The 24,539-nt window shown below is 36.9% G+C and carries 22 protein-coding genes; 12 read left to right on the top strand and 10 right to left on the bottom strand.

The genetic code is table 11. The features are described 5' to 3' along the window. Positions 1–107: 107 nt before the first annotated feature. From ACLLO5_RS20860 to ACLLO5_RS20835, 6 genes are all read right to left on the bottom strand, one after another. Positions 108–1,733, bottom strand: a complete 1,626-nt coding sequence (locus ACLLO5_RS20860) for an FAD-dependent oxidoreductase (RefSeq protein ID WP_413172410.1) — start codon at positions 1,731–1,733, stop codon at positions 108–110. A gap of 150 nt (positions 1,734–1,883) precedes the next feature. Then, the gene (locus ACLLO5_RS20855) at positions 1,884–2,684 is read right to left on the bottom strand and encodes an SDR family oxidoreductase (RefSeq protein ID WP_413172409.1); all 801 of its coding nucleotides are present in this window, start codon (positions 2,682–2,684) and stop codon (positions 1,884–1,886) included. 59 nt (positions 2,685–2,743) lie between these two features. Continuing rightward, the gene (locus tag ACLLO5_RS20850) at positions 2,744–3,184 is read right to left on the bottom strand and encodes a beta-lactamase hydrolase domain-containing protein (protein ID WP_413172408.1); all 441 of its coding nucleotides are present in this window, start codon (positions 3,182–3,184) and stop codon (positions 2,744–2,746) included. A gap of 26 nt (positions 3,185–3,210) precedes the next feature. After that, a complete protein-coding gene (locus tag ACLLO5_RS20845) occupies positions 3,211–4,422 on the bottom strand; it encodes a glutathione S-transferase family protein (RefSeq protein ID WP_413172407.1) in 1,212 nt (403 codons plus the stop codon). Positions 4,423–4,425: 3 nt separating this feature from the next. Further along, a complete protein-coding gene (locus tag ACLLO5_RS20840; protein ID WP_413172405.1) occupies positions 4,426–5,082 on the bottom strand; it encodes a class I SAM-dependent methyltransferase family protein in 657 nt (218 codons plus the stop codon). A gap of 348 nt (positions 5,083–5,430) precedes the next feature. Next, positions 5,431–6,471, bottom strand: a complete 1,041-nt coding sequence (locus ACLLO5_RS20835; RefSeq protein WP_413172404.1) for an NADP(H)-dependent aldo-keto reductase — start codon at positions 6,469–6,471, stop codon at positions 5,431–5,433. A gap of 458 nt (positions 6,472–6,929) precedes the next feature. Between ACLLO5_RS20835 and ACLLO5_RS20830 the strand changes: the two genes are divergently transcribed. The 11 genes from ACLLO5_RS20830 to ACLLO5_RS20780 all read left to right on the top strand — a co-directional run bounded on the left by ACLLO5_RS20830 (position 6,930) and on the right by ACLLO5_RS20780 (position 20,807). Beyond that, positions 6,930–8,660, top strand: coding sequence for an iron uptake porin (locus tag ACLLO5_RS20830; RefSeq protein ID WP_413172403.1), 1,731 nt, complete (start codon positions 6,930–6,932; stop codon positions 8,658–8,660). A gap of 205 nt (positions 8,661–8,865) precedes the next feature. Beyond that, on the top strand, positions 8,866–9,687 hold the full coding sequence (locus tag ACLLO5_RS20825; RefSeq protein ID WP_413172402.1) for an NADPH-dependent oxidoreductase: 822 nt from the start codon (positions 8,866–8,868) through the stop codon (positions 9,685–9,687). A gap of 457 nt (positions 9,688–10,144) precedes the next feature. Next, positions 10,145–10,942 carry an ATP-binding cassette domain-containing protein gene (locus ACLLO5_RS20820; RefSeq protein ID WP_413172401.1) on the top strand — a complete coding sequence of 266 codons (798 nt, stop codon included), beginning with the start codon at positions 10,145–10,147 and terminating at the stop codon, positions 10,940–10,942. Between the two features lie 330 nt (positions 10,943–11,272). Then, positions 11,273–12,397: an aliphatic sulfonate ABC transporter substrate-binding protein gene (locus ACLLO5_RS20815; RefSeq protein WP_413172400.1), complete on the top strand. Its 1,125-nt coding sequence runs from the start codon at positions 11,273–11,275 to the stop codon at positions 12,395–12,397. 72 nt (positions 12,398–12,469) lie between these two features. Beyond that, positions 12,470–13,333 (top strand): TauD/TfdA dioxygenase family protein, encoded by an 864-nt coding sequence (locus tag ACLLO5_RS20810; protein WP_413172399.1) that lies wholly within the window; start codon positions 12,470–12,472, stop codon positions 13,331–13,333. Positions 13,334–13,393: 60 nt separating this feature from the next. After that, complete coding sequence (locus tag ACLLO5_RS20805) at positions 13,394–14,443, top strand: sulfonate ABC transporter substrate-binding protein (RefSeq protein ID WP_413172398.1); 1,050 nt, start codon at positions 13,394–13,396, stop codon at positions 14,441–14,443. An 80-nt stretch (positions 14,444–14,523) separates the two neighbouring features. Then, positions 14,524–15,366: an aliphatic sulfonate ABC transporter permease SsuC gene (gene ssuC, locus ACLLO5_RS20800; protein WP_413172397.1), complete on the top strand. Its 843-nt coding sequence runs from the start codon at positions 14,524–14,526 to the stop codon at positions 15,364–15,366. Between the two features lie 158 nt (positions 15,367–15,524). Then, complete coding sequence (ssuD, locus tag ACLLO5_RS20795) at positions 15,525–16,685, top strand: FMNH2-dependent alkanesulfonate monooxygenase (RefSeq protein WP_413172396.1); 1,161 nt, start codon at positions 15,525–15,527, stop codon at positions 16,683–16,685. 76 nt (positions 16,686–16,761) lie between these two features. Beyond that, positions 16,762–17,328: an NADPH-dependent FMN reductase gene (gene ssuE / locus ACLLO5_RS20790; RefSeq protein ID WP_413172395.1), complete on the top strand. Its 567-nt coding sequence runs from the start codon at positions 16,762–16,764 to the stop codon at positions 17,326–17,328. Positions 17,329–17,641: 313 nt separating this feature from the next. Continuing rightward, positions 17,642–19,963 (top strand): hypothetical protein, encoded by a 2,322-nt coding sequence (locus ACLLO5_RS20785; RefSeq protein ID WP_413172394.1) that lies wholly within the window; start codon positions 17,642–17,644, stop codon positions 19,961–19,963. Between the two features lie 88 nt (positions 19,964–20,051). After that, the gene (locus ACLLO5_RS20780; RefSeq protein WP_413172393.1) at positions 20,052–20,807 is read left to right on the top strand and encodes a TspO/MBR family protein; all 756 of its coding nucleotides are present in this window, start codon (positions 20,052–20,054) and stop codon (positions 20,805–20,807) included. Positions 20,808–20,887: 80 nt separating this feature from the next. Here the strand turns inward: ACLLO5_RS20780 and ACLLO5_RS20775 are convergent, their stop codons facing one another. From ACLLO5_RS20775 to ACLLO5_RS20765, 3 genes are read right to left on the bottom strand one after another with little or no spacing between them, the layout of a single operon-like run. Next, the gene (locus ACLLO5_RS20775) at positions 20,888–21,160 is read right to left on the bottom strand and encodes a hypothetical protein (RefSeq protein ID WP_413172392.1); all 273 of its coding nucleotides are present in this window, start codon (positions 21,158–21,160) and stop codon (positions 20,888–20,890) included. A 55-nt stretch (positions 21,161–21,215) separates the two neighbouring features. Continuing rightward, positions 21,216–21,509 (bottom strand): DUF3349 domain-containing protein, encoded by a 294-nt coding sequence (locus ACLLO5_RS20770; protein ID WP_413172391.1) that lies wholly within the window; start codon positions 21,507–21,509, stop codon positions 21,216–21,218. Positions 21,510–21,511: 2 nt separating this feature from the next. Next, a complete protein-coding gene (locus ACLLO5_RS20765; protein ID WP_413172390.1) occupies positions 21,512–21,916 on the bottom strand; it encodes a DUF1308 domain-containing protein in 405 nt (134 codons plus the stop codon). Between the two features lie 168 nt (positions 21,917–22,084). Between ACLLO5_RS20765 and ACLLO5_RS20760 the strand changes: the two genes are divergently transcribed. After that, positions 22,085–23,914 carry a hypothetical protein gene (locus tag ACLLO5_RS20760; protein ID WP_413172389.1) on the top strand — a complete coding sequence of 610 codons (1,830 nt, stop codon included), beginning with the start codon at positions 22,085–22,087 and terminating at the stop codon, positions 23,912–23,914. Positions 23,915–24,025: 111 nt separating this feature from the next. On the opposite strand, the gene ACLLO5_RS20755 is transcribed toward ACLLO5_RS20760, so the two are convergent. Next, positions 24,026–24,505, bottom strand: a complete 480-nt coding sequence (locus tag ACLLO5_RS20755; RefSeq protein ID WP_413172388.1) for a peptidoglycan-binding domain-containing protein — start codon at positions 24,503–24,505, stop codon at positions 24,026–24,028. Positions 24,506–24,539: the final 34 nt, after the last annotated feature.

Raw genomic sequence — 24,539 nt, 5'->3', positions numbered from 1 at the left:
CACATAATCCTGAAATCCCTTGATTAATCGATCTTTATCTGTGTTCATCTGCGTTCAATTCAAGTTGTAATAATGTTGGGTTTCCTTGCGTCAACCCAACCTACGATTTACACAGTTACCAGTTCTTTTGGTTTTACTTCCTGTATAGGTGCAGCCTTTACCCACACTTGATCTAAGCCACCACTAATTAAATGATGTTGTTGATTACCATCCTGTTGTGGATAATCTAAATGTTTGTGCATACCTCGTGTTTCCTTGCGTTCCAAGGCGCTGCTGTACATCCATCTAGCTGTAGCTACCATTGCGGCTGCTTCTCTGGTGCGAACAATATTGCTATTATCTGCAACTTCGCTGTTGCGAATTTTATGCCAAAGGAAATGTAATCTTTGCAATGATTCGATCAAACCTTTTTCATTACGGAAATAGTTGCGATTATAGGGGAATACTTCTGCTTGGGTAGCTTTGATAATTTCTTCACTGTGGATTTGCTTCTGGCTAACAGATGTAAAACCTACACTACCCACAGCCTCAACTCGCCGTTGGTTGGCTTGTACACCTAAATCACGGGAATATGTAGCCGCAGACTGTCCTGCCCAGTAGCCTGAAGATAATGCCCAAGCGGCATTATGACTACCACCACCTGTAAAACCACCACATATTAATTCTCTTGTTGCTGCATCACCTGCGGCATAGAGTCCACGGACTGAAGTAGCACAAGTATAATCGGTAATTCTAATACCACCTGTACCACGTACAGTTCCCTCTAAACGCAAGGTGACAGGGAAACGTTGAGTAAAGGGATCAATACCTGCACGGTCAAAAGGTAGGAAGAAATTGGGTTGAGACAAACGCATTGTCACCCGCATTTCTGCTGAAGCTTTGTCGATAATGGCGTAAACAGGTTGAGTTAATAAGGTTTCGGCAATGACGGAACGCCCTTTTTGTGAACCTGCACCGGGGATAGGTGTTCCATCTTCGTAGATGAAAGTTGCCCAGTTGTAGAATAAGGTTTTGGTGACAGAAGAAAAAGCAGGTGCGATACCGTAAGCATTGGAAAACTCCATTCCCGACATATCAGCACCCGCTTCGGCTGCCATCAGGTATCCATCCCCTGTTAGCACATTGCAACCCAAGGCTTTACTCAAGAAAGCACAGCCTCCAGTAGCAATGATTACTGAATGCGATCGCACAATCCACTTTTTCCCAGTCTGACGGTTAACCCCCGTTGCCCCAGCTACAGCCCCTTCCGCATCTACCAACAGCTGCAAAGCCGGACTGTGATCTAAAATTTTCACCCCTACCCGTTTTACTTGCGATCGCATCAACCGCATATATTCTGGGCCTTGGAGACTGCGCCGATAGGGTCTACCCTCCTCATCTACAGGAAAAGGATAACCCCAATCAGCTAATTGGTTAACGTTTGCATAAGTTTGATCCAGCACCCGTTGCATCCATTCACGGCTAGATAAGAAACCCCCTAAAGCTTCCCTAGAAGCCATCGCCGCTTCTCTACTGTCCTGTTCAGGTGGCACATACCACACACCATTACCCGAAGCGGCTGCACAGCCACTAGTGCCACAATAGCCTTTATCTACCAAAACCACCTTTGCACCAGCATTAGCAGCACTCCAGGCTGACCAAGTTCCAGCAGGCCCACCACCAATTACTAATACGTCAGCTAATAAGGTTTGGTCAACATCGCTATCTTGCGAAAATAATTGTTTTTGAGTCATGGAAATTCCTCTTTTTTGTAACATTAATTTATTGAAAAATAGTAGGTTGGGTTAAGCGACAGCGCAACCCAACAAAATCCTAAAAATTTTGGGTTTCCTTAATCCTGAAGATGTTGGGTTTCCTTACCTCAACCCAAACTACGCAGTAGTTCAAACTCCAGGTGTACTTCCACCATCAACTTGAATTTCTGCACCAGTAATAGAAGCAGCTAAATCAGAAACTAAAAATAAAGCTAGTGCAGCAATTTCTTCAGGTTTAACTATTCTTCCTAAAGGAATTCCTTTCACAGCTTGCGCTTTGTATTCCTCTACACTAATACCCAAACTTTGAGCATTTTGTTCTGCTAAAGTTTTAGCTCTTTCTGTGTCTGTTAAACCAGGAGAAATGGCATTAATTCTAATATTCTCTTGGGCTAATTCTTTAGAAATGCCCCGTGTAAAGTTGAGCAAGGCCGCATTTGTTGTTCCTCCGGGTAAGAAGTTAGGACGGGGTGTACGTCCAGCACCGCCAATAATATTAACAATGCGTCCATCGTGCTGATTTTTCAAATAGGGAACAACGGCTCTAACTAATCGAATGTAACCTAACAGTTTTAAATTCCAAGCATCTAAGAATGCTTCATCACTCAATTCTAAAAACGATCCAGCACGGGCTGAACCAGCATTATTAATTAAGATATCAATTTTGCCGAATTTTACAATTGTTGTAGAGACAACTTTCTCAACATCTTCTACCTTAGTTAAATCGGCACTAATGCCAATGATTTTAGTTCCAGTTGTGGGTAAAGATTGAATATCAATTACTGCTTGTTCTAATCTTTCTTGATTGCGGGCTGCAATAACTACATTTACACCTTCACTATACAAAGCTTTGGCTGTAGCCAAACCAATTCCGGCACTACCACCTGTAACAATAGCAGTTTTACCCGATAGATTCAGTTCTAAACTCATAAAAAATTACACCCCAATAGGTTTTACTGTGAGAAAAGCGACCAAATAGATGTAAAAAACTAAATTTGCCTAGCTGCAAACTTTTCTAACAAGAATTGCTTCAGATGTGGCTGCTCCAAATTGATACCTAGTTCAGTTGCTTTCTGTGCAATCTCCTCATAAGTTAAACCTGCTTGAATTGCATCAGCAATCAAGGCTATTCCCCCCGCTCTTGCACCACCAGCACAGTGAATTAAAATGGGCTTGGGTAAATGATCAATTTCTAGAATTGCCTCTGCTGTTAGCTGTTGATTTGGCTCTTTAGAATTTAATGGCACATTTACATATTCCAATCCTACAATTTCTGCTTGTTGCTTTTCATCATGGAAAAAACCATTTTCATCAGGATTCCGTAAATTCAGAACAGATTTAAAACCCTCAATTGCTAATTTTCGTAATTCTTCAGCAGAAATTTGTCCAGCGATACTTAAATCATCATTAACCTTTTTTACGTCACTCATTTTATTCCTCTTGGTGTGAAAAAAAATTAATAAATAGATGTCAAAATTTTATCTACTGCGGCTCGAAATGCAGTTGCAGCACCAGCACTCATATCTCGTGGCGCACAAATCCTATTTCTCACATAAGCCAGCGTAATCGCTCCTGTAGCAGCAAGAATAGGATCTATACTTTCCTTACCCCCAGTTCTTCCTCCCGGTAATAGTTGACCATTACCATTAATCAGATAATCAGCTAATAATCGCAGATGAAAATCAACAGAGTCCTTGATTATTGAGATATCACCTAAAGATTGCACCCCTGAATTTTTGAGAATATCGCCAATAGCAACTTCTCGATTATCACTCAATCTTTCTGCCGCTTCTGCCCGATATTCAATCAACTCAGCATCAGCTAAATCTAAAGGTAAGGGACTACCAATAGGTTCTACGCCAAATCTACGCCGCAAAAGCAAATTGTTGGTAATATTGTCTGACTTAACTCTGTTGTAAGCAGGACGTTGATTAAGGGCTACAAACCAAGCATTTATTAGAGGAAAGCGAGGATTTTCTTTAATGTGATATCCCCTATAAACTGGTAAATTAGCCGCCAATCTATCTAAATGGGGACTATACATAATATCTACCAGGCTAAATGTTGATAAAAAGTAAGAGCCAGGATATCTACTCAAGGCTTGCTCAATTTCGTCTAATTTAGCTTCAAATTCTGCTTGTAAGTTTGCTAACTCATTCGCATCTTCTGGAGGTTGTCTCAAGAATTTGTAGGCAATATCTCGAAAACCATTGGTTTCTGCATCATCAACCCATTGCCTAGCGACAGCATTTTCTTGCAAATTTTCAGGCAACAAAGTTTCGCCAAATCTTTCTTCTAATTCTAAAAGAATGTCCTTAGATTCATAAACTAATTTACCCTCAATATATGCTGCGGGTACAAGGGTTGTGGGAACTAAATCTGTATACCATTTAGGTTTGTTACTCAGATCAATAAATTCTGTTTCAAAGGGAATTTCCTTTTCTTCCAGAGCAAACCAAACCCGTTCGCAGAAAGGACACCAAGAGTTACTATCTCTATATAACAATACTGGCGGTTTTCTATCAGGGGGAAGTTTATGTAGACTACTAGGAATAGGAGCAGTAGAAGGTGCTTGTCCTGGTCTTTTGACTCGACGGGCGGGGGTATTTTGTCGAGCTTTTTCTAATAATTGCTCCCAACTGGATATGGTAGTGCTTGCAATGGCCATTTCTTACCTTGCCTTATTTGGAACGCCAGAAAATACAAATAATTTTTCTTCTTTGGGTGTAGGTAAATTTTCACCTAAATAATGATGAATTCCTACTCCCATATCTCCTGTGGCTGTGAGTTTAAAGTTAACTTCTTCAAATCCAAAATCACGGAAGTATTTACGCACGGTGTCTGAGTAAGCAATACCGTGAGAATGTCCACGAGTCCAGAGAACAAAAGCACCTTTTTTACTTAAAAAACTCAAGTTTCCTAATAAGCGGTTGAGTTCGTTTTCATCAGCTAAATTGCCAAAAATACCACAGACAATGACAATATCTGCTGGTACTGCTCCTACATAGTTATCAGCAGCAGTTGCATCACCATTGATAAACTCAATTTGTTTTGTTAAACCCAATGATTCTATAGTTGCACGTCCACGTTCAACTAACTGGGGATTGATTTCAACCAATCTTGCATATACATCTTTAGCGCGAGAATGATTTGCTAAAGTTCCTAATAAATCTCGTCCATCACCAGCGCAAGCACTAACTACCCGAATAGCTCCAGTTGGGGAGTGTTCTAAACTATAGGAAATATATTCCCTAACGATTTCTAAACGCTGCTGTAATTTGGCTTCAGTATTGTAAAGATCGTGCCATTCTAACCAATCTTTTGGCATAAAAGAAGATTTCCGATTGCTAAAAACTCAGATTCTCAAGAGAGTATTTGCTCACTTCATTATCAAACTACTACAACTCTATCAAAAAACCGTAGTTTAAATATAAATACAGAATAACATATCAATTTGGAGAAAATCAAGTAAGTAGCGCCAAGTATTTTCAGGTCAGGTGGGTGGGAATATTTATAGTTAGGATCAGGTAGGAGACAGAAGGGAAGAGGATTTTAGCCTCGGTAATTTTTCTTCACATAGTTATGTTTATTTGCACCCACCTACTTAAAGCAACTCTCACCACCACTAATATGAAGTGAGGTGAGAATCTCGCTTTGTATTTTTTACTAAACCCAGTTAGGGTGCTGGATTAGGATAACGAGTATGAATTGCATCTATTTCTGCAAAAATCTCTTTATCCAAAACTACATTCACACTATTGATATTTTCTTGCAATTGTGCCAAAGTTGTTGCCCCAATAATCGTGCTTTTCACAAACCAACGACTTTTGACAAATGCGATCGCTAATTGGGCAGGTGTAAGATTATACTTTTTAGCAATCTCCACATAAGCTACTACAGCTTCTTGTACATTGGGTTTTAAATAGCGTTGTCCAAAACCAGGAAACAAGGATATTCTTGTATTTTCTAATTGCTGATTCTCGATATACTTACCAGTCAGAAAACCAAAACCCAGAGGACTGTAAGCCAATAAACCAACATCTGTATAACGAGAAACTTCAGCTAAACCTGAATCAAAATTACGATTGAGTAAATTGTAAGCATTTTGAGTTGTCACAACTTTAGGTAATCCCAAATCATTAGCAATGCGAACAAACTCACTCACCCCCCAAGGCGTTTCATTACTTAAACCAAGATAGCGAATCTTTCCAGCTTTAATCACATCAGCAAAAGCCTTTAACTGTTCAGCAATAGACACAGTTTCTCTTTCTAATTCTGGATTATAAATTGTCTGTCCAAAAGTAGGAACATAACGATCAGGCCAATGGATTTGATACAAATCTATATAATCAGTTTGTAATCGCTGCAAACTATCATCAACAGCCTGATTAATATTCTCACGATCAACCTTGTTATTTCCGCCTCTCAACCATGAAAAAGGACGACCCGGCCCAGCAATTTTTGTAGCAACAATCAATTTGTCCCTTTGCTGTTTCTTCAACCATTCACCAATATAAGCCTCTGTTTTTCCTTGGGTTTCACCACGAGGAGGAACTGGATACATTTCCGCAGCATCTAGAAAATTTATCCCCTGAGAAACAGCATAGTCAAGCTGTTGATGTGCTTCCTCAATCGTATTTTGATGACCATAGGTCATAGTTCCCAAGCAAATTTCTGAAACCTTGAGGTCGCTTGCACCAAGTTGGTTGTATTTCATAATGTTTGAATGAATCTCCTGAATTACATTTTGCTACAAAAACGAAGAATATGACTATCTTATACAACTACACTAAATCTACTGATTTATCGGAGTTAATAGTTTAGAACGTATACTATCATACCAAAATGATATACACAACCCTGGATAGCAATTAATTCAAAATTATTAAAATTGTATCCACTAATACTCAAATTTAAGTTTTTTTATGAAATACTGCTACCTATCAACCATTAACTACAGTATCTTGATCAAATTACCGTATATTATTTTAATACATGACGTAATTTTATCGCTACTATAGGCTTTCATGTCATTAAGAATACAAAACTAACCTAGATAGACCAATTACAGGAAAGTTCTATCTGAGAGATTCCATTTTTTTCCTGTAGTAAGTGCGAAATTCTATGTAATTTGGTGTCGGCTTGAATTCTGTGTGTGTGGAGTTATCAATCAAAATGAAAAAAATTGCTGGTAATTTATTGCTTACTTTGCCAATATCTGTATTTTTGTTAGTCTTAGCAGCTAGTACAAAAACGCTTGCTAGTGAAAAAGGAAGAGAAGACCAGACAACAGATAAAGAGGCTTTATCACCTGTCAACATAAATATTTCTGGCTCTGAAAACGTTACTCAAATAACTGCTCAAAAAGAATCTGTAGAAGAATTTTCCTCCTCTTCATCTGATGAGTCACAACTTACATCCGTATCCCAACTTTCAGATGTACAACCGACTGACTGGGCTTTTCAAGCTTTGCAATCTTTAGTAGAACGCTATGGTTGTATTGTTGGTTATCCAAATAGCACATTTAAAGGTAATCGTTCCTTAAGTCGCTATGAATTTGCAGCAGGATTAAATGCTTGCTTAGATCAAGTCAACAAACTTATTGCATCATCCACATCTGATCTGGCTGTAAAAACAGATTTGGAAACCATACAGCGTCTAACTGAAGAATTTAATACCGAACTTGCTCAATTACGTGGGAGATTAGATAGCTTAGAAGCACGGACAGCAGAAATAGAAGCCAATCAGTTCTCGACAACAACCACACTGAGCGGTCAGGTTCAGTTCGTACTTGGAGGTGTTCTAGCAGGTAATAACGTAATCACCAAGCAACCTGCACCCCGTACCATCACATTTCAAGACCAAGCTCGCTTAGTATTAAACACCAGTTTTACAGGTAAAGATCAACTACGGTTAACACTCTCAGGCGGAAATATTGAGTCTTTAGGGACTACTAGAAGAGGAATTTTTGGAACCTTTGATGGCAGAACAGCCGATAATCGCAGCCCTCGTTTTGAACCCAATCAGATTATTCTTGGTGGTGTCCGTTATCGTTTTCCAATTGGTAAAAAGACACAATTTAACATTTTTGCTCAGTCAGATGGAGCCAATGAAATTGGTTTAAGTGGTCCAACTAACCCATTTGAAGGTTCTGCTTCTAATGGAATATCACGATTTTCCCGGCGAAATATGGTCTATAACTATGGAGATACAGGGCCGGGAATTGCCATACTCCATAACCTAAGTGACCAGTGGCAATTAGGAGCATCATACAGTGCGCCGAATGGTGATAATCCTCTACCTAATAATGGCTTATTTACAGGCAGATATGTGGCTTTTGGGCAAGTAACATACTTTAGCCCCAAGAAAAATTTTCGCCTTGGTTTAAGTTACGCTAATACCTACAGTCCACCGGGTGCAACTGGTCAAAGTGGAACTAATTTCGGACCAGCCGCTGGTAGTAACTTGGCAAACAGTACCGTAGCTGGAGCAGGAACTGTGGGAAATCTTTATGGCATTGGAGCATTATATAAAGTTAATCCCAAGTTAGCAATCAATGGTTTTGTAGGCTATTCAGCCCATCGTTATTTGGGACATGGAGATGGTCAAGTCTGGAACTGGGGAGCAGGAATAACATTTCCCGACTTGGGAAAAAAAGGCAGCTTAGGCGCTCTTTTTGTGGGTCAGGCACCAACACTAACAAGTCTGAGTAAGAATGTAGATTTGGGAGCAGGTAAGGGTCAAGCGGACAAAGATACCTCTCTGCACATAGAGGGATGGTATCAATATAAACTCACTGACAACATTGAAGTTACTCCTGGATTTATTTGGGTAACAGCACCAGACTCGGATGCCAGCAATCCAGCGAGTTTAGTTGGTTGGCTGCGTACCACCTTCAGATTCTAAAGCATCTGCATCAGAATTTACAGGATTTAAGGATGTACAAGATTTTGTATTCAAATAAATTCCTTAATCCTGTCCATAAATGACAAAAATTATGAACTACGAACTACGAACTACGAATTACGAATTATTACCAACAATTCCTTGAGCGTCACAATCCCCCAAATTTATTAGTGTGGTCAATCCAAAATCTAAAATCTAAAATCGAATGACTAACCCAACTGAATTACTCAATTATCGTTATGGTAATGGCAACTTCAATCCAGATATTCCCTGGAGTGAAACATTAGCAACTCTCTTATCCCATCGTTCAATTCGTGCTTACTTACCTGATGCTTTACCCCCAGGAACTTTAGAAGTTTTAATTGCTGCTGCCCAATCTGCTTCTACTTCGTCAAATCTCCAAACCTGGAGTGTAGTAGCAGTTGAAGATGCAAATCACAAAGAAGAGTTATCAAAGCTAGCTAATAATCAAGCACATATTCGCCAATGTCCTCTTTTTTTAGTGTGGTTAGCAGATTTGGCTAGACTAACTCACATCGCCGAAAATCGCGGACTACCATATCAAGGTTTAGATTATTTAGAAATGTTTTTGGTGGCGGCTATAGATGCAGCCTTAGCAGCACAAAATGCGGTAATAGCAGCAGAATCTATTGGTTTAGGAACTGTGTATATCGGTGCATTACGGAACAAACCAGAAGAGGTAGCCCAAATCTTGAATTTACCTCCTCATGTAGTTGCTATTTTTGGTTTGTGTGTGGGCTATGCTGACCCTGTTGTAAATGTGGCAATTAAACCACGTTTACCACAATCAGTGGTGTTACACCGAGAAACATATCAACTTGCAGAACAAGAGCAAGGAATATCAGAATATAACCAAATAATGGAAAAATTTTACAATTCACAACATATGAATATTCCTGGTGATTGGTCGGAACATTCTAGTAAAAGGGTGGCATTTCCTGAATCGTTATCAGGACGAGATAAGTTACAGCAATTGTTGAAAAAATTGGGTTTTGAATTACGGTAAAATTGTGTTTATAAATGAATTTATTTATGGAAAAATTGATTTTATAGTTCTAGCCTAAAATAACAAATACAATAATAATTATCATTTTTTGTATTGAACAATACAATTTCTATTCAAATTTATAGTGTACTAATCCCCACTAGTTAGTGGGGATTTTAGTAGGTAAAATTTTTATCATTTCTGATCAAAAATACTTGCCTTTTTACTTTTTATATGGCAGAATAAAAACAATATACGGTAAATCTATCAAGTTACTGTAATTAATGCCTGAAAAGTCAGAATTGGACTAAATCAAGCATATTGCTAGCCCGGCTTTATGCTTATTGACTAAACGTAATCACATAAAGGGTCAATTTTTCTAATTTGATTGGCACATAGTTCTAGAAGTTTTGGCTATTTTGACTAGATAAAGTTTTTAACTTGATTAACGAAGATTTTCAATTTGGAGGTTATTGAGATGGTATCTGGAGTCAACGGAATGGAATTGAGGTTAGAAGGGTTAAGCAAGTCTTTTGACAAAAAGACAGTTTTACAAAACATTGATTTAGAAATTCAACCAGGGGAATTTGTCGCTATTGTTGGTCGAAGTGGCTGTGGCAAAAGTACGATGTTGCGCTTGGTTGCCGGACTAGAAACACCCAATGAAGGTAATGTCATTTTGAATGGCACATATACCGATCAACGCATCAACCCAGATATCCGGATGATGTTTCAAGATGCACGGCTTTTACCTTGGCAAAGAGTTTTGGCAAATGTGGAGTTAGGTTTACTAGGTTCTAATTCCAAAGTTTATGCCAAGCAAACGGCTTTACAAATTCTGCGGGAAGTAGGTTTAGAAGACCGCGCCTATGAATGGCCTGCTGTGTTATCTGGTGGACAACGGCAACGGGTAGCTTTAGCCAGGGCTTTAGCAAGTAAACCTTCTTTATTATTGCTAGATGAACCCTTGGGTGCGTTGGATGCCTTGACAAGAATTGAAATGCAGCAATTAATAGAACGTTTATGGCAGGAACAAGGATTTACAGCCTTATTAATTACCCATGATGTTGAAGAAGCAGTTGTATTAGCAGACAGAGTGGTGTTAATTGAAAACGGAAAAATTGCTATGAATGAGAAGATTTCTCTGCCACGACCACGGTCTAGAGGAGATGCAAAATTTGCTCAGACTGTTGAGAAAATCCTAAACCGAGTTATGGGTCAACCAGAATATCAACATCCAGAAGTTGAATACATTTTTAGTTCTGCAAATGCCTAAATCTCTACAACACAAACTACAACAGCATTATTAAAAAATTGAACATAGAGAAAGATATCTACTCCTTGCATTGTCGCTTCTTCTCAATTCAATTTTCAATTTATTAAGGCTATCAACTTTCAGCAAATATAGCTTTAACTCACATATTCTACCTTCTTAATCAGGGTTGATTGGCATTTTTCAACCTACAAAAAATCAGATTTCTGGGCTTTGATTTGTTTTCCTTACACCTTAATGGGGTGGGTATTTCTTTCCCACCTCACTTTCTTCAAACAGTTTGTCATTTTGTGACTGACTCAATCTATAAAATAAATAAAAGGTAATTTAATAATGCCAAATTGGAAACATAATCTTGAATCATGGAAGCGCCGACGTATCACTCGTCGTCATGCCTTATTTGCTTTTGGCTACAGCTTAGTCCTATCAACGACCCTCTTTAGTTGCAATAATCCACAAAACAATACTCAACAACAAAGTAATTCATCCTCAAGTGATACAGCATCTAATACAACTACTACATCTGGGAATAGCTCTAATACTAACCAAAAAGCAGTGAGGATAGTTCGTTCTAAACAACTCACAGCCTTGGCAGTTCTGGAAAAACAAGGTACTTTAGAAAAGCGACTAGAACCTTTAGGTTATAAAGTTGAATGGCCAGAATTTGCTGCTGGTCCACAACAATTAGAAGCTTTGAATGCAGGTGGACTTGATATTGCTTCTACTGCTGAATCACCACCTATTTTTTCCCAAGCTGCTGGCGCACCACTTGTTTATTTAGCAGCAAACTCTTCAGATGGACAAGCTATTTCTCTTTTAGTTCCAGCTAATTCACCTGTTAAAAGTTTCAAAGATTTGAAAGGTAAAAAAATTGCTTTTCAAAAAGCATCTATTGGGCATTATCTTACAGTTAGAGCCGTAGAAAAAGAAGGGTTAAAGCTAACTGATGTTGAGTCTGTTTTTCTAGCACCTCCAGATGCTAACGTCGCTTTTAGTCAAGGTAAGGTTGATGGCTGGTTTATTTGGGAGCCATTCGTTACTAGAAATGTGCAGAATAAAGTTGGTCGTGTATTGATAGATGGTGGCAATGGCTTAAGAGATACTAATAACTTTTATTCTACAAACCGTAAATTCTATCAAGAAAATCCTCAAGTAATTAAAATCTTTTTGGAAGAATTACAAAAAGCACAAACTTGGTCTAAGAATCATCCCAAAGAACTTGCTCAATTACTCGCTCCTGTCACTCAGCTTGATGCAGCAACACTGGAAAAAATGCACAGTAAATATGATTTTGCTTTAGTTCCTATTACTGAAGCAGTTATCAACAAGCAGCAAGAAGTTGCAGATAAATGGTACAGCCTGGGATTAATACCCAAGCAAGTTAATGTTAAAGACGGTTTTTTAACACCTGAGCAGTATGCAGAAATTACTCCCAAAGAGGTGTTAGCTAGTAAGTAATAATGGGGCTGATTTAGTATTTTGCTTAAATAGCTGATTCAATTTGTAAGTATTGATTTTGAAATTTAAACTATGACAACTCTAACTTTAACCAAATTTCAAATTACTCCTCTTAATGCTCCCTTGGGAGCAGTAGTTACTGGACTAGATGCTAGTCAAGCTGTTGCACCTGAAGTTATTTTGCAATTAAAACAAGCACTGCGGGATTATCATATTCTCATCTTCAAAAATCAAAATTTGACGAATGAGCAATTTTTAAACTTTAGTTTTTATTTTGGTTCTCTTTTTGTGCCTCCTGATGATGTTCCAGTTCTAGCTTCTCAATCAGGAGTTACACCAGTAATAATTCCTGTTTCTAATGTTGATGGTGGCTACACAGGTACAGGTGAATTGGCTTTTCATTCTGACCATAAATGGACTCCTTATCCTTCCAGTGGTTCTTTACTCTATGCTTTAGAAGTTCCATCTCAAGGGGGAGATACTTCTTGGTTAAATCTGAATTTAGCGTATGAAACTTTGGATGAATTTACAAAACAACGAATTGCTAATTTACAGTTAATTACTTATAACCCGTTTTTAAACAAACCAGGAGAACCCCGGAGAAAATATCGTGAGGATAAGAGTATTCCTCTTATTAGTCCTGTTTATCCTCACCCATTGGTTAGAACACATCCAGAGAGTGGCAAGAAGATTTTATATTTAGATTACGCCACAGAAGTTGAAGTTGTAGGTTTAGATCCCCAAGAGGGTCAAGAATTAATTGCACAGTTACGATATCATCTGCATCAGCATCAATTTTATTATCGACATAAATGGGCTGTGGGAGATATTGTTTATTGGGATAATCAATCTACATTACATTATCGCCAAGCTTTTGATCCTAATCAGCGTCGGGTTATGAAACGGATTAGTTTAGCGGGTAGTCGCCCATTTTAGATTTTGTAATAAAACAGCAAGAAAACCATTTGAATTGAAATTGAGTGAGGAGACAAAATCATGAACTTTAACCTACCACGACGCACAGTTTTACAAAAATTCGTTCAATACTCAGCCTCAGCATTAGCTTTGGTTTTTCTTTCTGCTCCAATTGCTAGTCACATAGTCCAAGCCCAAAATACAACTGCTGTTAATAAAACAGGTATCAAAACAAAAGTAGTGCGACTTGCTTATCAAACTTCTGGGGATATTGTCAAGATTAAAGGAGTAGTAGATAAGCGTCTTCAACCTTTAGGTATAAAAGTTGAATGGTCTCCATTTCCTGCTGGACCCCAACTCATGGAAGCCATGAATGCAAATAGGGTTGATATTGGTTCGGTAGGAGAAACACCACCTATTTTTGCTCAAGCTGCTGGCGCTCAACTTGTCTATCTTGCTGGACGTAAACCCAGTAAGGGTGAAGGTAGTGCTATTATTGTTCAGAAAGATTCTCCTATTAAGACAGTTAAGGATCTTAAAGGTAAGAAAGTTGTTTTTCAAAAGGGATCTGCATCACATTATTTACTACTGAGAGCTTTAGCTGAAGTAGGTTTGAAATATAGCGATATTCAAGCAGTTAGTTTAACTCCTGCTGAAGCTCGTGATGCTTTTATTCAAAAAAAGATTGATGCTTGGGTAGCTTGGGATCCTTTTATTGCTTTTGTTCAAAAAACTGCTAATGCTCGTGTTTTGAGAAATGCGTCAGGAATTGCTACCCAAGGTGGATTTTATATGGCTAGACGTAGCTTTGCTGTTGAAAACCCGGAAGTTGTACGTATATTTTTAGAAGAAGTGGATAAGTTAGGGGAATGGGCAGAATCTAATCCTAATGAAGTTGTGAAAATTCTTGCTCCTGAATTAAAACTTGATCCGTCACTTTTAGGTGTCGTAGTTCGTAGACGCACATTCCGTTTACGTCCAATTAACTCATCTCTGATTGCTGAACAACAACGTATTGCTGATTTGTTCTATAAGGAAAAAGTTATTCCTAAACAAATTGCTATCAAAGATTCAGTTCTCACTTCTCAGCAATATGCAGCTATTACACCCCAAAGAATTAGTAAAAGGTAATCTATTTTTTCTAATTCTTCCATTCTGACGGCGGCTAAATACCGCCATTAACTATCCTGTTTATCACTTAATAAATTGTTATGAAACTTTCTTCTTCTACCGATTTTTCATCAAAGTATTTACAGAAAAAAAATAAATTCTATTTTAATTTTTTCAAAAATCGTTATTTGCAGTCTTTCATACCTTGGTTTGTACCCATAACAATAATTATAACGTGGCAATTCTTGTCTTCTATTGGCTTTATTCCTACGAGAATATTACCAGCACCTTTAGCAGTTGTTGGCGCTACTATTAAATTGGCACAAACAGGTGAACTTTTCAGAAATATTGGTATTAGTTCTCTACGGGCAATATCTGGGTTTGTACTTGGAGGAGGTATTGGATTTAGTTTAGGTTTACTTAATGGGATTTCTCCCATTGCCGAAAAATTGTTAGATACATCTCTGCAAATGCTGCGGAATATTCCTAACTTAGCATTAATTCCCCTGGTAATTTTATGGTTTGGCATTGGTGATGAAGCGCGATTATTTCTGGTATCTTTGGGTGTAATGTTCCCTATTTATTTAAATACTTTTCATGGTATTCGCAGCGTTGATGCAGGATTAATTGAAATGGGGAAAATCTATGGTTTAAATACTTGGGGGTTGTTTTGGCGAATTATTCTTCCAGGGGCTATGTCTTCTATCTTAGTAGGTGTACGATTTTCTTTAGGAATTATGTGGTTAACACTTATTGTTGCTGAAACTATTGCGGCTGATTCTGGTATTGGTTACATGGCTATGAACGCCAGAGAATTTATGCAAACAGATGTGGTAGTTTTGAGTATTTTAATATATGCTTTGTTTGGTAAGCTGGCGGATGTTGTAGCTAGAGCTTTGGAGAATTATTGGTTGCAATGGAATCCTAATTATTTGAAGGGTTAAACTACTAATATTTGGATAAACTTAAAGTATATATTGTTAAAAATATTGCTTTCTTGATTTATCTATGCAATACTAAATTTAGCAAATATACGGTTTATCTATAGACATATCGTAGTTACGTCAACGGCAAATTTTTACAGCTACATTAAATAGAAATTATGCAAGTTCTTTGGTTTATTCCCACTCATGGTGATGGGCGTTATCTTGGTACTGCGATAGGCGGAAGATCAGTCAACTTTGATTATTGGCGACAAATTGCCCAAGCAGTTGATCAATTAGGGTTTACAGGTGCTTTGTTACCTACAGGTCGTTCCTGTGAAGATGCTTGGATTTTAGCCTCAACTTTGGTAACGCACACCAAGAAAATGCGTTTTTTAGTAGCAGTTCGTCCAGGATTGATGTCTCCAGGAGTAGCTGCAAGAATGGCAGCAACGTTTGATAGAATTTCTGGGGGACGGTTATTAATTAATGTTGTTACTGGTGGTGATCCTGTGGAATTAGCAGGTGATGGTTTGCACCTAAATCATGATGATCGCTATCAATTAACAGATGAATTTTTAACAGTTTGGCGGCAAATTGCCGCAGGTGAAATTTCTAACTTGGAAGGTGATTATCTCAATATCAAAGAAGGTAAACTGCTGTTTCCCAATGTGCAGAAACCTCATCCTCCTTTGTGGTTTGGTGGTTCTTCTCCTATTGCCCAAGAAATTGCTGCCAAGCACGTTGATGTGTATTTGACTTGGGGTGAACCTCCTGAACAAGTAGCAGAAAAAATCGCTTCTGTTAGACGTTTGGCGGAAGCAGAAGGGAGAACATTACGTTTTGGTATTCGTCTTCATGTAATTGTCAGAGAAACGGAGAGTCAAGCTTGGGATGCGGCTAATGATTTGATTCGTTATGTAGATGAAGAAGCTATTAAAAAATCCCAACAAGCTTATTCTCGGATGGATTCAGTCGGACAACAACGCATGAAGGAATTACATAATGGTAGTCGAGACGCTTTAGAAATTAGCCCGAATTTATGGGCGGGAATTGGTTTAGTGCGCGGTGGTGCAGGAACTGCATTAGTAGGTGATCCTGATACAGTTGTTAGAAGAATGCAGGAATATGCAGATTTAGGAATTGATACTTTTATCTTCTCTGGTTATCCCCATTTAGAAGAAGCTTATCGAGTAGCTGAATTGCTTTTTCCTCGTTTACCTTTGGATAATTTACCCACTGTAGAACCACAGTTATTAAGCCCTTTTGGCGAAATTATAGCTAATCGAGAATTTCCACAACAACAAGTTAAAGAAAAAGCTGTTGCTACTGTAGATTAAGTCTTGATAAAAATCAAGCTTTAGATATTCTAGTTACAGAATAGAGAAAATAATTTAAACAAGAGGTTTTTGGAACATGGCTTATATTTTAGCAATTGCTGGTAGTCCTTCTCATCCTTCTAGAACTTATGGACTTTTAGAGTATGCAACTCAATTGAGTTCCCAACAAGGCTTAGAAACAGATATTATTTCTGTTCGAGATTTACCTGCTGAGGATTTAGTTTATGGACGTTACAATAGTAGTGCCTTGGAACGTCCAAAAGCACTCATAGAACAAGCAAGTGGTATAATCATTGCTACACCAATTTATAAAGCTGCATATACAGGTTTACTTAAATCTTTTTTAGATTTGCTACCACAGAAAGCTTTGACAGATAAGATTATCTTACCTTTAGCTACTGGTGGAACAATTGCTCATTTGTTATCAATTGAATATGCTTTAAAACCAGTTTTAGGTGAATTAGGTGCAAGGCATATTTTAAGTACAGTTTACGCAGTGGATAAGCAAATTCAAATTCAAGCTGATGGTAGCTTGCAGCTGGATCAAGACCTTGAACAACGCCTACAAGATGTTGTAAAAGACTTTGTGGAAGCTGTAAATAATACCCAATCCGATGTCAAAAAGTTTGCTTATGCCAATTAATTAACTTTCTCTATACGAGTTGCTTGCTACTTAATGGATCATTACAGCGATGCTAAACCTATAATTGTATCAGAAAGCCGTCTCCGGACGGGAAACCTCAAACCCATTTTTTCGGTAACGAAAAGTAAAATTGCCCAAAACCTTTTCCCTATTGCCTTTTGACTCTAGTCTCTTGCCTTGTCATATTGTCATAACGACAATTTTTAACGCCCACTTACTTATATTGCTGCAATTACATATTGCTGAGTTAAACTGACAAGCAAGTTAATACAAAAAATTCATCGGCTGCTCTTCGGTTTGGGCATTACTCACAATGGCACACTGGCAATTTCTGATACAGAAAAAAGGCGATCGCGCTTGGCAAACTTTGGAATCGCCAACTCTGCAAATTTCAGCAGGTAAATACAGGGTTTTGGCTCGTTCACACCTACCAAATACAGATGTAGAAGTACGGGTAACTCACTCCTCTATCCAGGAAGTTCCACCCAAACGGCGCATTTTTAAACGTTTGCGCCGCACTAATGCAGATGGACTTATGGCGGTAATTCCCTTTACTGAACTCAAACCTGGCATTTGGGAGTTACGATGCTCTGGCGATTTAATGACGGATATGCTGGGCAAATCCTGGCAATATAGCTTGCTAATTAAAGTCTTTCCCCAAGAGACTACTGAGCAGCCAGATCTAGATAATGATGATCAATTTGACAAAGAACTCGACGAATCTGCCATTTCTTTGTCTCCTGACCTTGATATCAATACTTTATTAACACAAACAGAAGAAGATATAATTATTAATCAGCCTGTCAGCCCAGTTTTATTCAAAGGCGAGACAGCGGAACAGCTTTTACAAAGCTTGATAGATTTAGCTTTACCCAACCCAGAATCATCAGAGGAAGATCCCAGGTTGGAGGATTTTCAGCCTGTATCCTCACCTTCACTAATTCACCTATATCTAGAACAGGACAACTACATTGCTCCTTGGGGAAAAACTTTTATATTAAATGGCCGTGCAGAACTAGCAGCAACGGAAAACCCAGAAGATCCAACAATATCGATCGTCAACCTTGATCAACTGCAACTATTCGTTGAACTGCGATCGCCCTTAGAGTCAAAAGTATTGACTCAATTCAGCCAGCCTTTACCAAATAAAATCTTGCCCTTTACCTTCGCTACTTCAATTAATATTCCCACTGAATGTGAATCAAAATTGATTTTGGCAGAGATTAATTTATATGGCGCTGTTAACAATGACAGGGAAGTTAAGCTTTTAGGTACTCATGCTTTCACAATTACAGCCAATGTCACAGAATTACTAACAGTTACTTTACCAAAATCTCATCCACCATTATTATCGGAAAGCAACCAACCACCAATTTCTGCTGCTACACAACCAGAAAAACCGAATAAGGTGAGTTTAGAACTTTTTAATCTAGTCAAAACTCCCAAATTAGCTCAGTTCCATATTTTAAAGCCATCTACAAACAAACCACTACCACCACGAATTAAACCAGTGATTGTCTTAGATGGGGTTTCGCCAGAACTGCCGAAATTGCCACGAATTAGCAAAAATCTCATTGCAGAATCTCGCATATCTGAAGTAAATATCAAGACACCTGGTGCGATCGCCCCCATAAATCTGCAAAAATTAGTAATCAAACCAATTAAAACTGGTTTTCCTTTCCTGAAACGCTTAAAATCGACCCCAGAACCAGAACAAGAAGCACAAACCCATCTCCTAAATACCCCAGAAACTCAGTTAGATGAAACAGAAAACGTACTGGAATCATTACCCAGTTATGAAAATGAAGATCAATTTACTGGGGAATTAATCACAAATACTATTCCTGAATTTTATACCCCAAATAGTGAAGAATTAATCACAACAGAAACACCTGCAACATCTCCTCTCATTCAAAAATGGATGAAAAACCAAGGATACTTGTTACCAGAAGGTATCACTTTGGAATACGAAGAGGATGATAGTGAAGAATCAACTTCAACAATAAATGCAGAAGAACAGAGTGTTGAGATTGAGTTACCTTTAAATTTAGATGTAAATTTAGATGGGGAAATAGAAACTGAGACAACTAATTTAGAATTTCTTGATTTAGACACCAGTGAACCAACTCCAGAACCTGAAAACATACCTTCTTGGTTGTCTCAAGAAATCGTGATTGACGATATATATATGAGCTTAAGCAATGAGGAAAACAATCAGTTGCTTGAAGAACAGCAACCAGAACTAGAAGATTTATCTCCTCCTGCGCTTAATTCCTTACCAACACCCCAACTCTTTCTACCCAGTGGTGAATTATTAGCTGGTGCATCGATCAAAGTCCGTTTAGAAATGTCCGAGATAGCTTCTACTGTAGCGATCAAGTTATGGGTTGAAGACTATCAAACGCGAGCTTTACTAGATGGACCGCATCTGATCAAAGACTTACGGACGACTCCGTGGGGAAATTGGGAAGCGATAACTCAATTAATTGTACCTTTAGGCTGTGTAGAAATTCTTGTGGGTGCGATCGCTCTCGATTTAACTAGCCAACAGGAAAGTCATAAAGTAACAACAGTCAAAACTGTAATTCCTCCCAATTTACCAAGTATGCAAATAGATGAACTATTGGATCTTTGATTTTTCAAACATCCTCTTATAATCACTAAAACAAGAAACTCAATTAGTATTAAAGAAGGGTAACTTATCTCGAAAATCGGTGAACAGTATGAATCAATCGAACAATAGTGGAATGCTTGAAAAATTCGTCAACACAGTGATGGGAGTAAAACCTGGGAATCAACAACCATATCCCAATACATCACTAGCTAACACACAAGAATTAGATATTAAGGCAGTTTTAGTTTATAAACTAGGAACTATTCTGCAAATAGGAGTCATGCTTCTTGTCTTCTTGGGAATGGAAAAATTAGTATTGTTGATTGATAATAATTCTGCTTTTCCGAGTTGGTTTAGCACTTTATTGACCGGATTATTTTTTGCCCTATTAAGCATTCGTTCACGAATTTTTTCTCTATTAGATAATACCCGTTCTAGTCGCACCTATGACCAGGTAATCAGACCAAAATGGGCTCCACCACCTTTAGCATTTCCTATAGTTTGGATGATAATTGCCGTTCTGCGGGTTATTTCTTCCGTATTAGTGTGGCAAGAAATGAATCACCAATTTTTAGTGTTACCTTTAATTCTGTTTGTGCTACATCTGGCTTTAGGTGATACTTGGAATACGATCTTTACCGTAGAACGGAGATTAGGTGCGGCTGTTCCTGTGGTGATTTTAGGACCTTGGTTATCTGCAATAGTGGTGACAGCAATTTATTGGCAAACTGTTCCTTTAGCGGGAATGATTTTATCTTTTTCTTGTGTGTGGTTAACTGTAGCTGCTGCGTTGGTGTTTAGGATTTGGCAATTAAATGGATCTGAGCCATTGTATCCTTTAAAACTTGCACCTGTGGAGAAGTAAAGGAGTAAATTGACATTAGCGATCGCTATTTTTGAGTTTATATAAAATAAGAGCGATCGCATATTGACACCATAATTTTATCACCGATAATCACGCTCCATATCACCACAGAAAGAAACAGCAACTTTATAACCAATGCGAATCCCAAAAAGTCGAGCTAATGGATTTTTATTTCGTAAATAACGCGCTGATTCTATGCCTATTTTATCAACTGCATATTCACCAGTTTCTATATCAATAATTACCATTTTACCGATGTTTTCTTCGGTTTCGACTTGTTGACGAATGCTAGTTTCATATAATTCTTTGGCACGTTTGGCGACTTCTTCGCTGCTGAGGAGAATGGCTTGCATTTTGTTTTATCCTTTTGTTGTGATTATGTTTATTATACTGGATTTATAATAAAATTTATTCTTCTTCAACCCATTGTTCATAACCACAAACAAGCAATCTTTCTTTTAAATTATCAATTGCTTCAGATGTGGGTACATCAATTGATTGCACCCGATATACATCATTGAGAACAACACTATAATCTTTACCGCTATAGTAAGCTACAACTTCAGCTAAATTTCTATCTGACATTTCTTCACTGAGTAATGCTAAAAGCGGTAAATAAGATTGTGGTTCTATACCCTTGGGAAAAGCACATTGAATTAATTTATATGTACTTTGTAGATGTGGTGAAATAGTGATTTGCATGATTAATTACCAGTTAAAGGAAAAGGTGGATGAATATATACATGAAAATCTACACCTTGAGCATAAGCGGCTCTCACTGCTTTTGCATCTGCTGTGGTGGTGACAATATTTAATTGATCACCTGTACCTAATATAATAATATCGTTTATTCCTAATTTTCGTGTTGGTTGCAGGTTTAAAGCTCTAGGTGATGGGTTATCGGGGATGATAGTTACTCTTTGCAAAAAGCGATTAGCTCTAGTTTGTTCTGATAGTCTAGCAATAGTTTTAACTATGGTGGTGAACTCAGCAAAAGCAGTTTGAGTCATTACCATTTCTTGTTCATTTACATATTGTCGCAACACATAACGGATAGTAGAATTTTCGGCTATAAAAGCTATAGCAGTACCAGTATCTAAATTAATCATTCAAATATATTTCTCAAAAACAATGGTAAATAGGTTATTTATTTTACCATTAATTACCTTTTTACCTAAAAGGAACTAAGCTACCCTAACGCACTTCTCCCACCATCATCTAACTAAGAGCTATACTTTTGCTAAACTGGTATAAAAAGTGAAATTTAAGGGTGTTTTATGAATAGAGAAGTGGGACAAGTAAAATGGTATGGAGGTATAAACTCAAAAACAGGTCGTATTAATGATTTTGGATTTATATCTCATATAACTAAGCCCGATAATTTATACTTTCATAAGCGCGATATTAAATGTAATATTGAATTTATTGATAAAGATGTTATTGTTTCTTTTAGTTTAAAAACCATATCAGATAATAACGGGATACAAAAACTACAAGCTATTGATGTTGATATCATACAAAATGAAGAAGATATAGAAGCTATACAAACCTGTGCTTTAGCTAATAGAGTTCGGTACTGGCAGCCAGTTTTTATGAAATATTTAAAAATTGTTCTTGCTAACAAAAGTCAATCTCTCGATCATTTAGTGAATCTTTGTCTGAAACAAAACAAATTACTTGTTTCTGGATCAGAGTCATTCCTTGAATCACTTCCCATAGAACTTTATATCTATTCACAAAAATTACGACAATCATTAACCCCAAAGGGTTATTTTCAAAAATGCGCTCAACTGATGGATGAATATGAAGACATATCATTAATTAAAGAAATTTATGAATATCTTAGCCAAGAATCTCATCTTCATTCCCAAAGTATTTGGAAAGATTTACCTTTAAGATTCCTAAATTTTGCAGAAATTTATGAATTAGCACCCAATAAAATCAAAGCTGACTATATTATTAACAAACAATCTAACAATAATTTCAGTGAATCTCAAATTAATCAATTAGTTGAGATAATCAAAACGCTTAATATAACAGAACTTAAATCTATATGGAAAAATTTACAATTAACATTCCTTAAATATTTGGAAATATATAGATTAGCTCCTGCAAAAATCAAGGCTGATTATATTATTAGTATCGTTAAAAATGGTCAATTTAGAAACTTCCATTTACAAAAAATATTTGATATATTAGAAAATGCTAATCAGGAAGAACGAGATTATATTATATCTATAATACCATCAAATTTAAAATCAGAACCAAGAATATTTCCATTTTTAACCCCAACAGAGCAAGTAGATATTGTATGGGAAGAATTTAAATCTAATCCGGTTGATATATGGGATAAACTGTCAAGTACAGCAAAAGTATTTAGCTTATATCGAGCAGTTCAGGAAAACTTATATTTCAAAAATCTAATTACTAAAGTCAATTATCAAAATGATCCTATTGTATCTTTCGTTTTAAAAGTTTATTTATATCCTCAAATTTCGTTTCTTGAAATACATCAAGATTTAATGGAAATGATAGTTAAATTTGGTGGAGATATGTCTAAATTATTTCCAATAATGATCGGTGAAGATTCATACTATATGATAATTGGTGATCTAATAAGTAATGTAATGGATGATATCAAAGGAAGTTACAAAGAAACCAAAAGCATAAATTATACATATCACTTATATATTACGGATTTTTTAAATGCTAAAAATGTTCAGATTAAATTTCCTAGAATTACTTTAGATGTATATCAATACATACAAAAAGTAAAACATTGGGCGAGTTTTATAAAAAATAACTCAGAGAGATTAAAATGTAGATTCTGTGGAGATTTTATGACATTTAATCCTGAATACTCTAAATATTCAACTGTACAAGAAATAACAGTTTTTTGGTGTCCAAATGCTAACTCAAGAGAATATTCAGGTATTGCAGGGTTAGATGGTAGTAATCATAATTTTAATGTTTATATAAATTATTGTTGGAACTGTTTTAAAACAGTAGATAGTAGGGATAGTTTACAATTTTACGGACTTAATTATAAAAGTGATGGTTGGGTTAAATGTATTAAGTGTGGTGCGGGAAGAAAGCCAGGTTATTAAAAATAATAAATTAATAGATGATATTGATTTATTGTGATTATTCAACCTAATTTATTAAGTGTCAACATTTATATTAGGTTGAAAATACAAAAACTTGCAATTAATAAGGTACTAACTTTCTGTTAATTTTTCTCTAGTTTCTTCATTAGCAATACCAGTTACTGGTAGTCCATTTGCTCGCTGAAAATCTTTCACTGCTAATTCTGTATCTTCATCGAAAGTTATTTTAATATCCCGTAAATCATAGGATAGAAAATCAGGATTATAGTGATAATAGCCTTTTTCGTATAAATTCCTCTTAAGGCTAAGAACGTCGCTACCTTTATCACCTTTTGAAAGAGATGTGTGTGCCTCATATTCCTCATTTGTTAAAATTCGTCCACCACTGTGGTTGTTTTGCAAGAAATCTATTATTTCATTTGAATCTGTTTCTACTGAAATAATGGGCTTACCTGTATGTTTACTTTTGGAGTCTATTAGTTTATAAACAGATTCATTTGTTCTTGGTCTGTCTCGAAACATTTCTAAAACTTTTGAGATTAATTTAGTTGAAGCCTCGTTTTCGATTAATTCTATGTGTAGCCTCGTCATGTTAAATTTACCTCTATTTTAAAAAACCCTTAAT

It is taken from the genome of Anabaena azotica SJ-1, from assembly GCF_047275885.1.
GTDB lineage: Bacteria > Cyanobacteriota > Cyanobacteriia > Cyanobacteriales > Nostocaceae > Trichormus_B > Trichormus_B azotica_A.
This window is presented reverse-complemented; position numbering and strand designations above follow the sequence as displayed.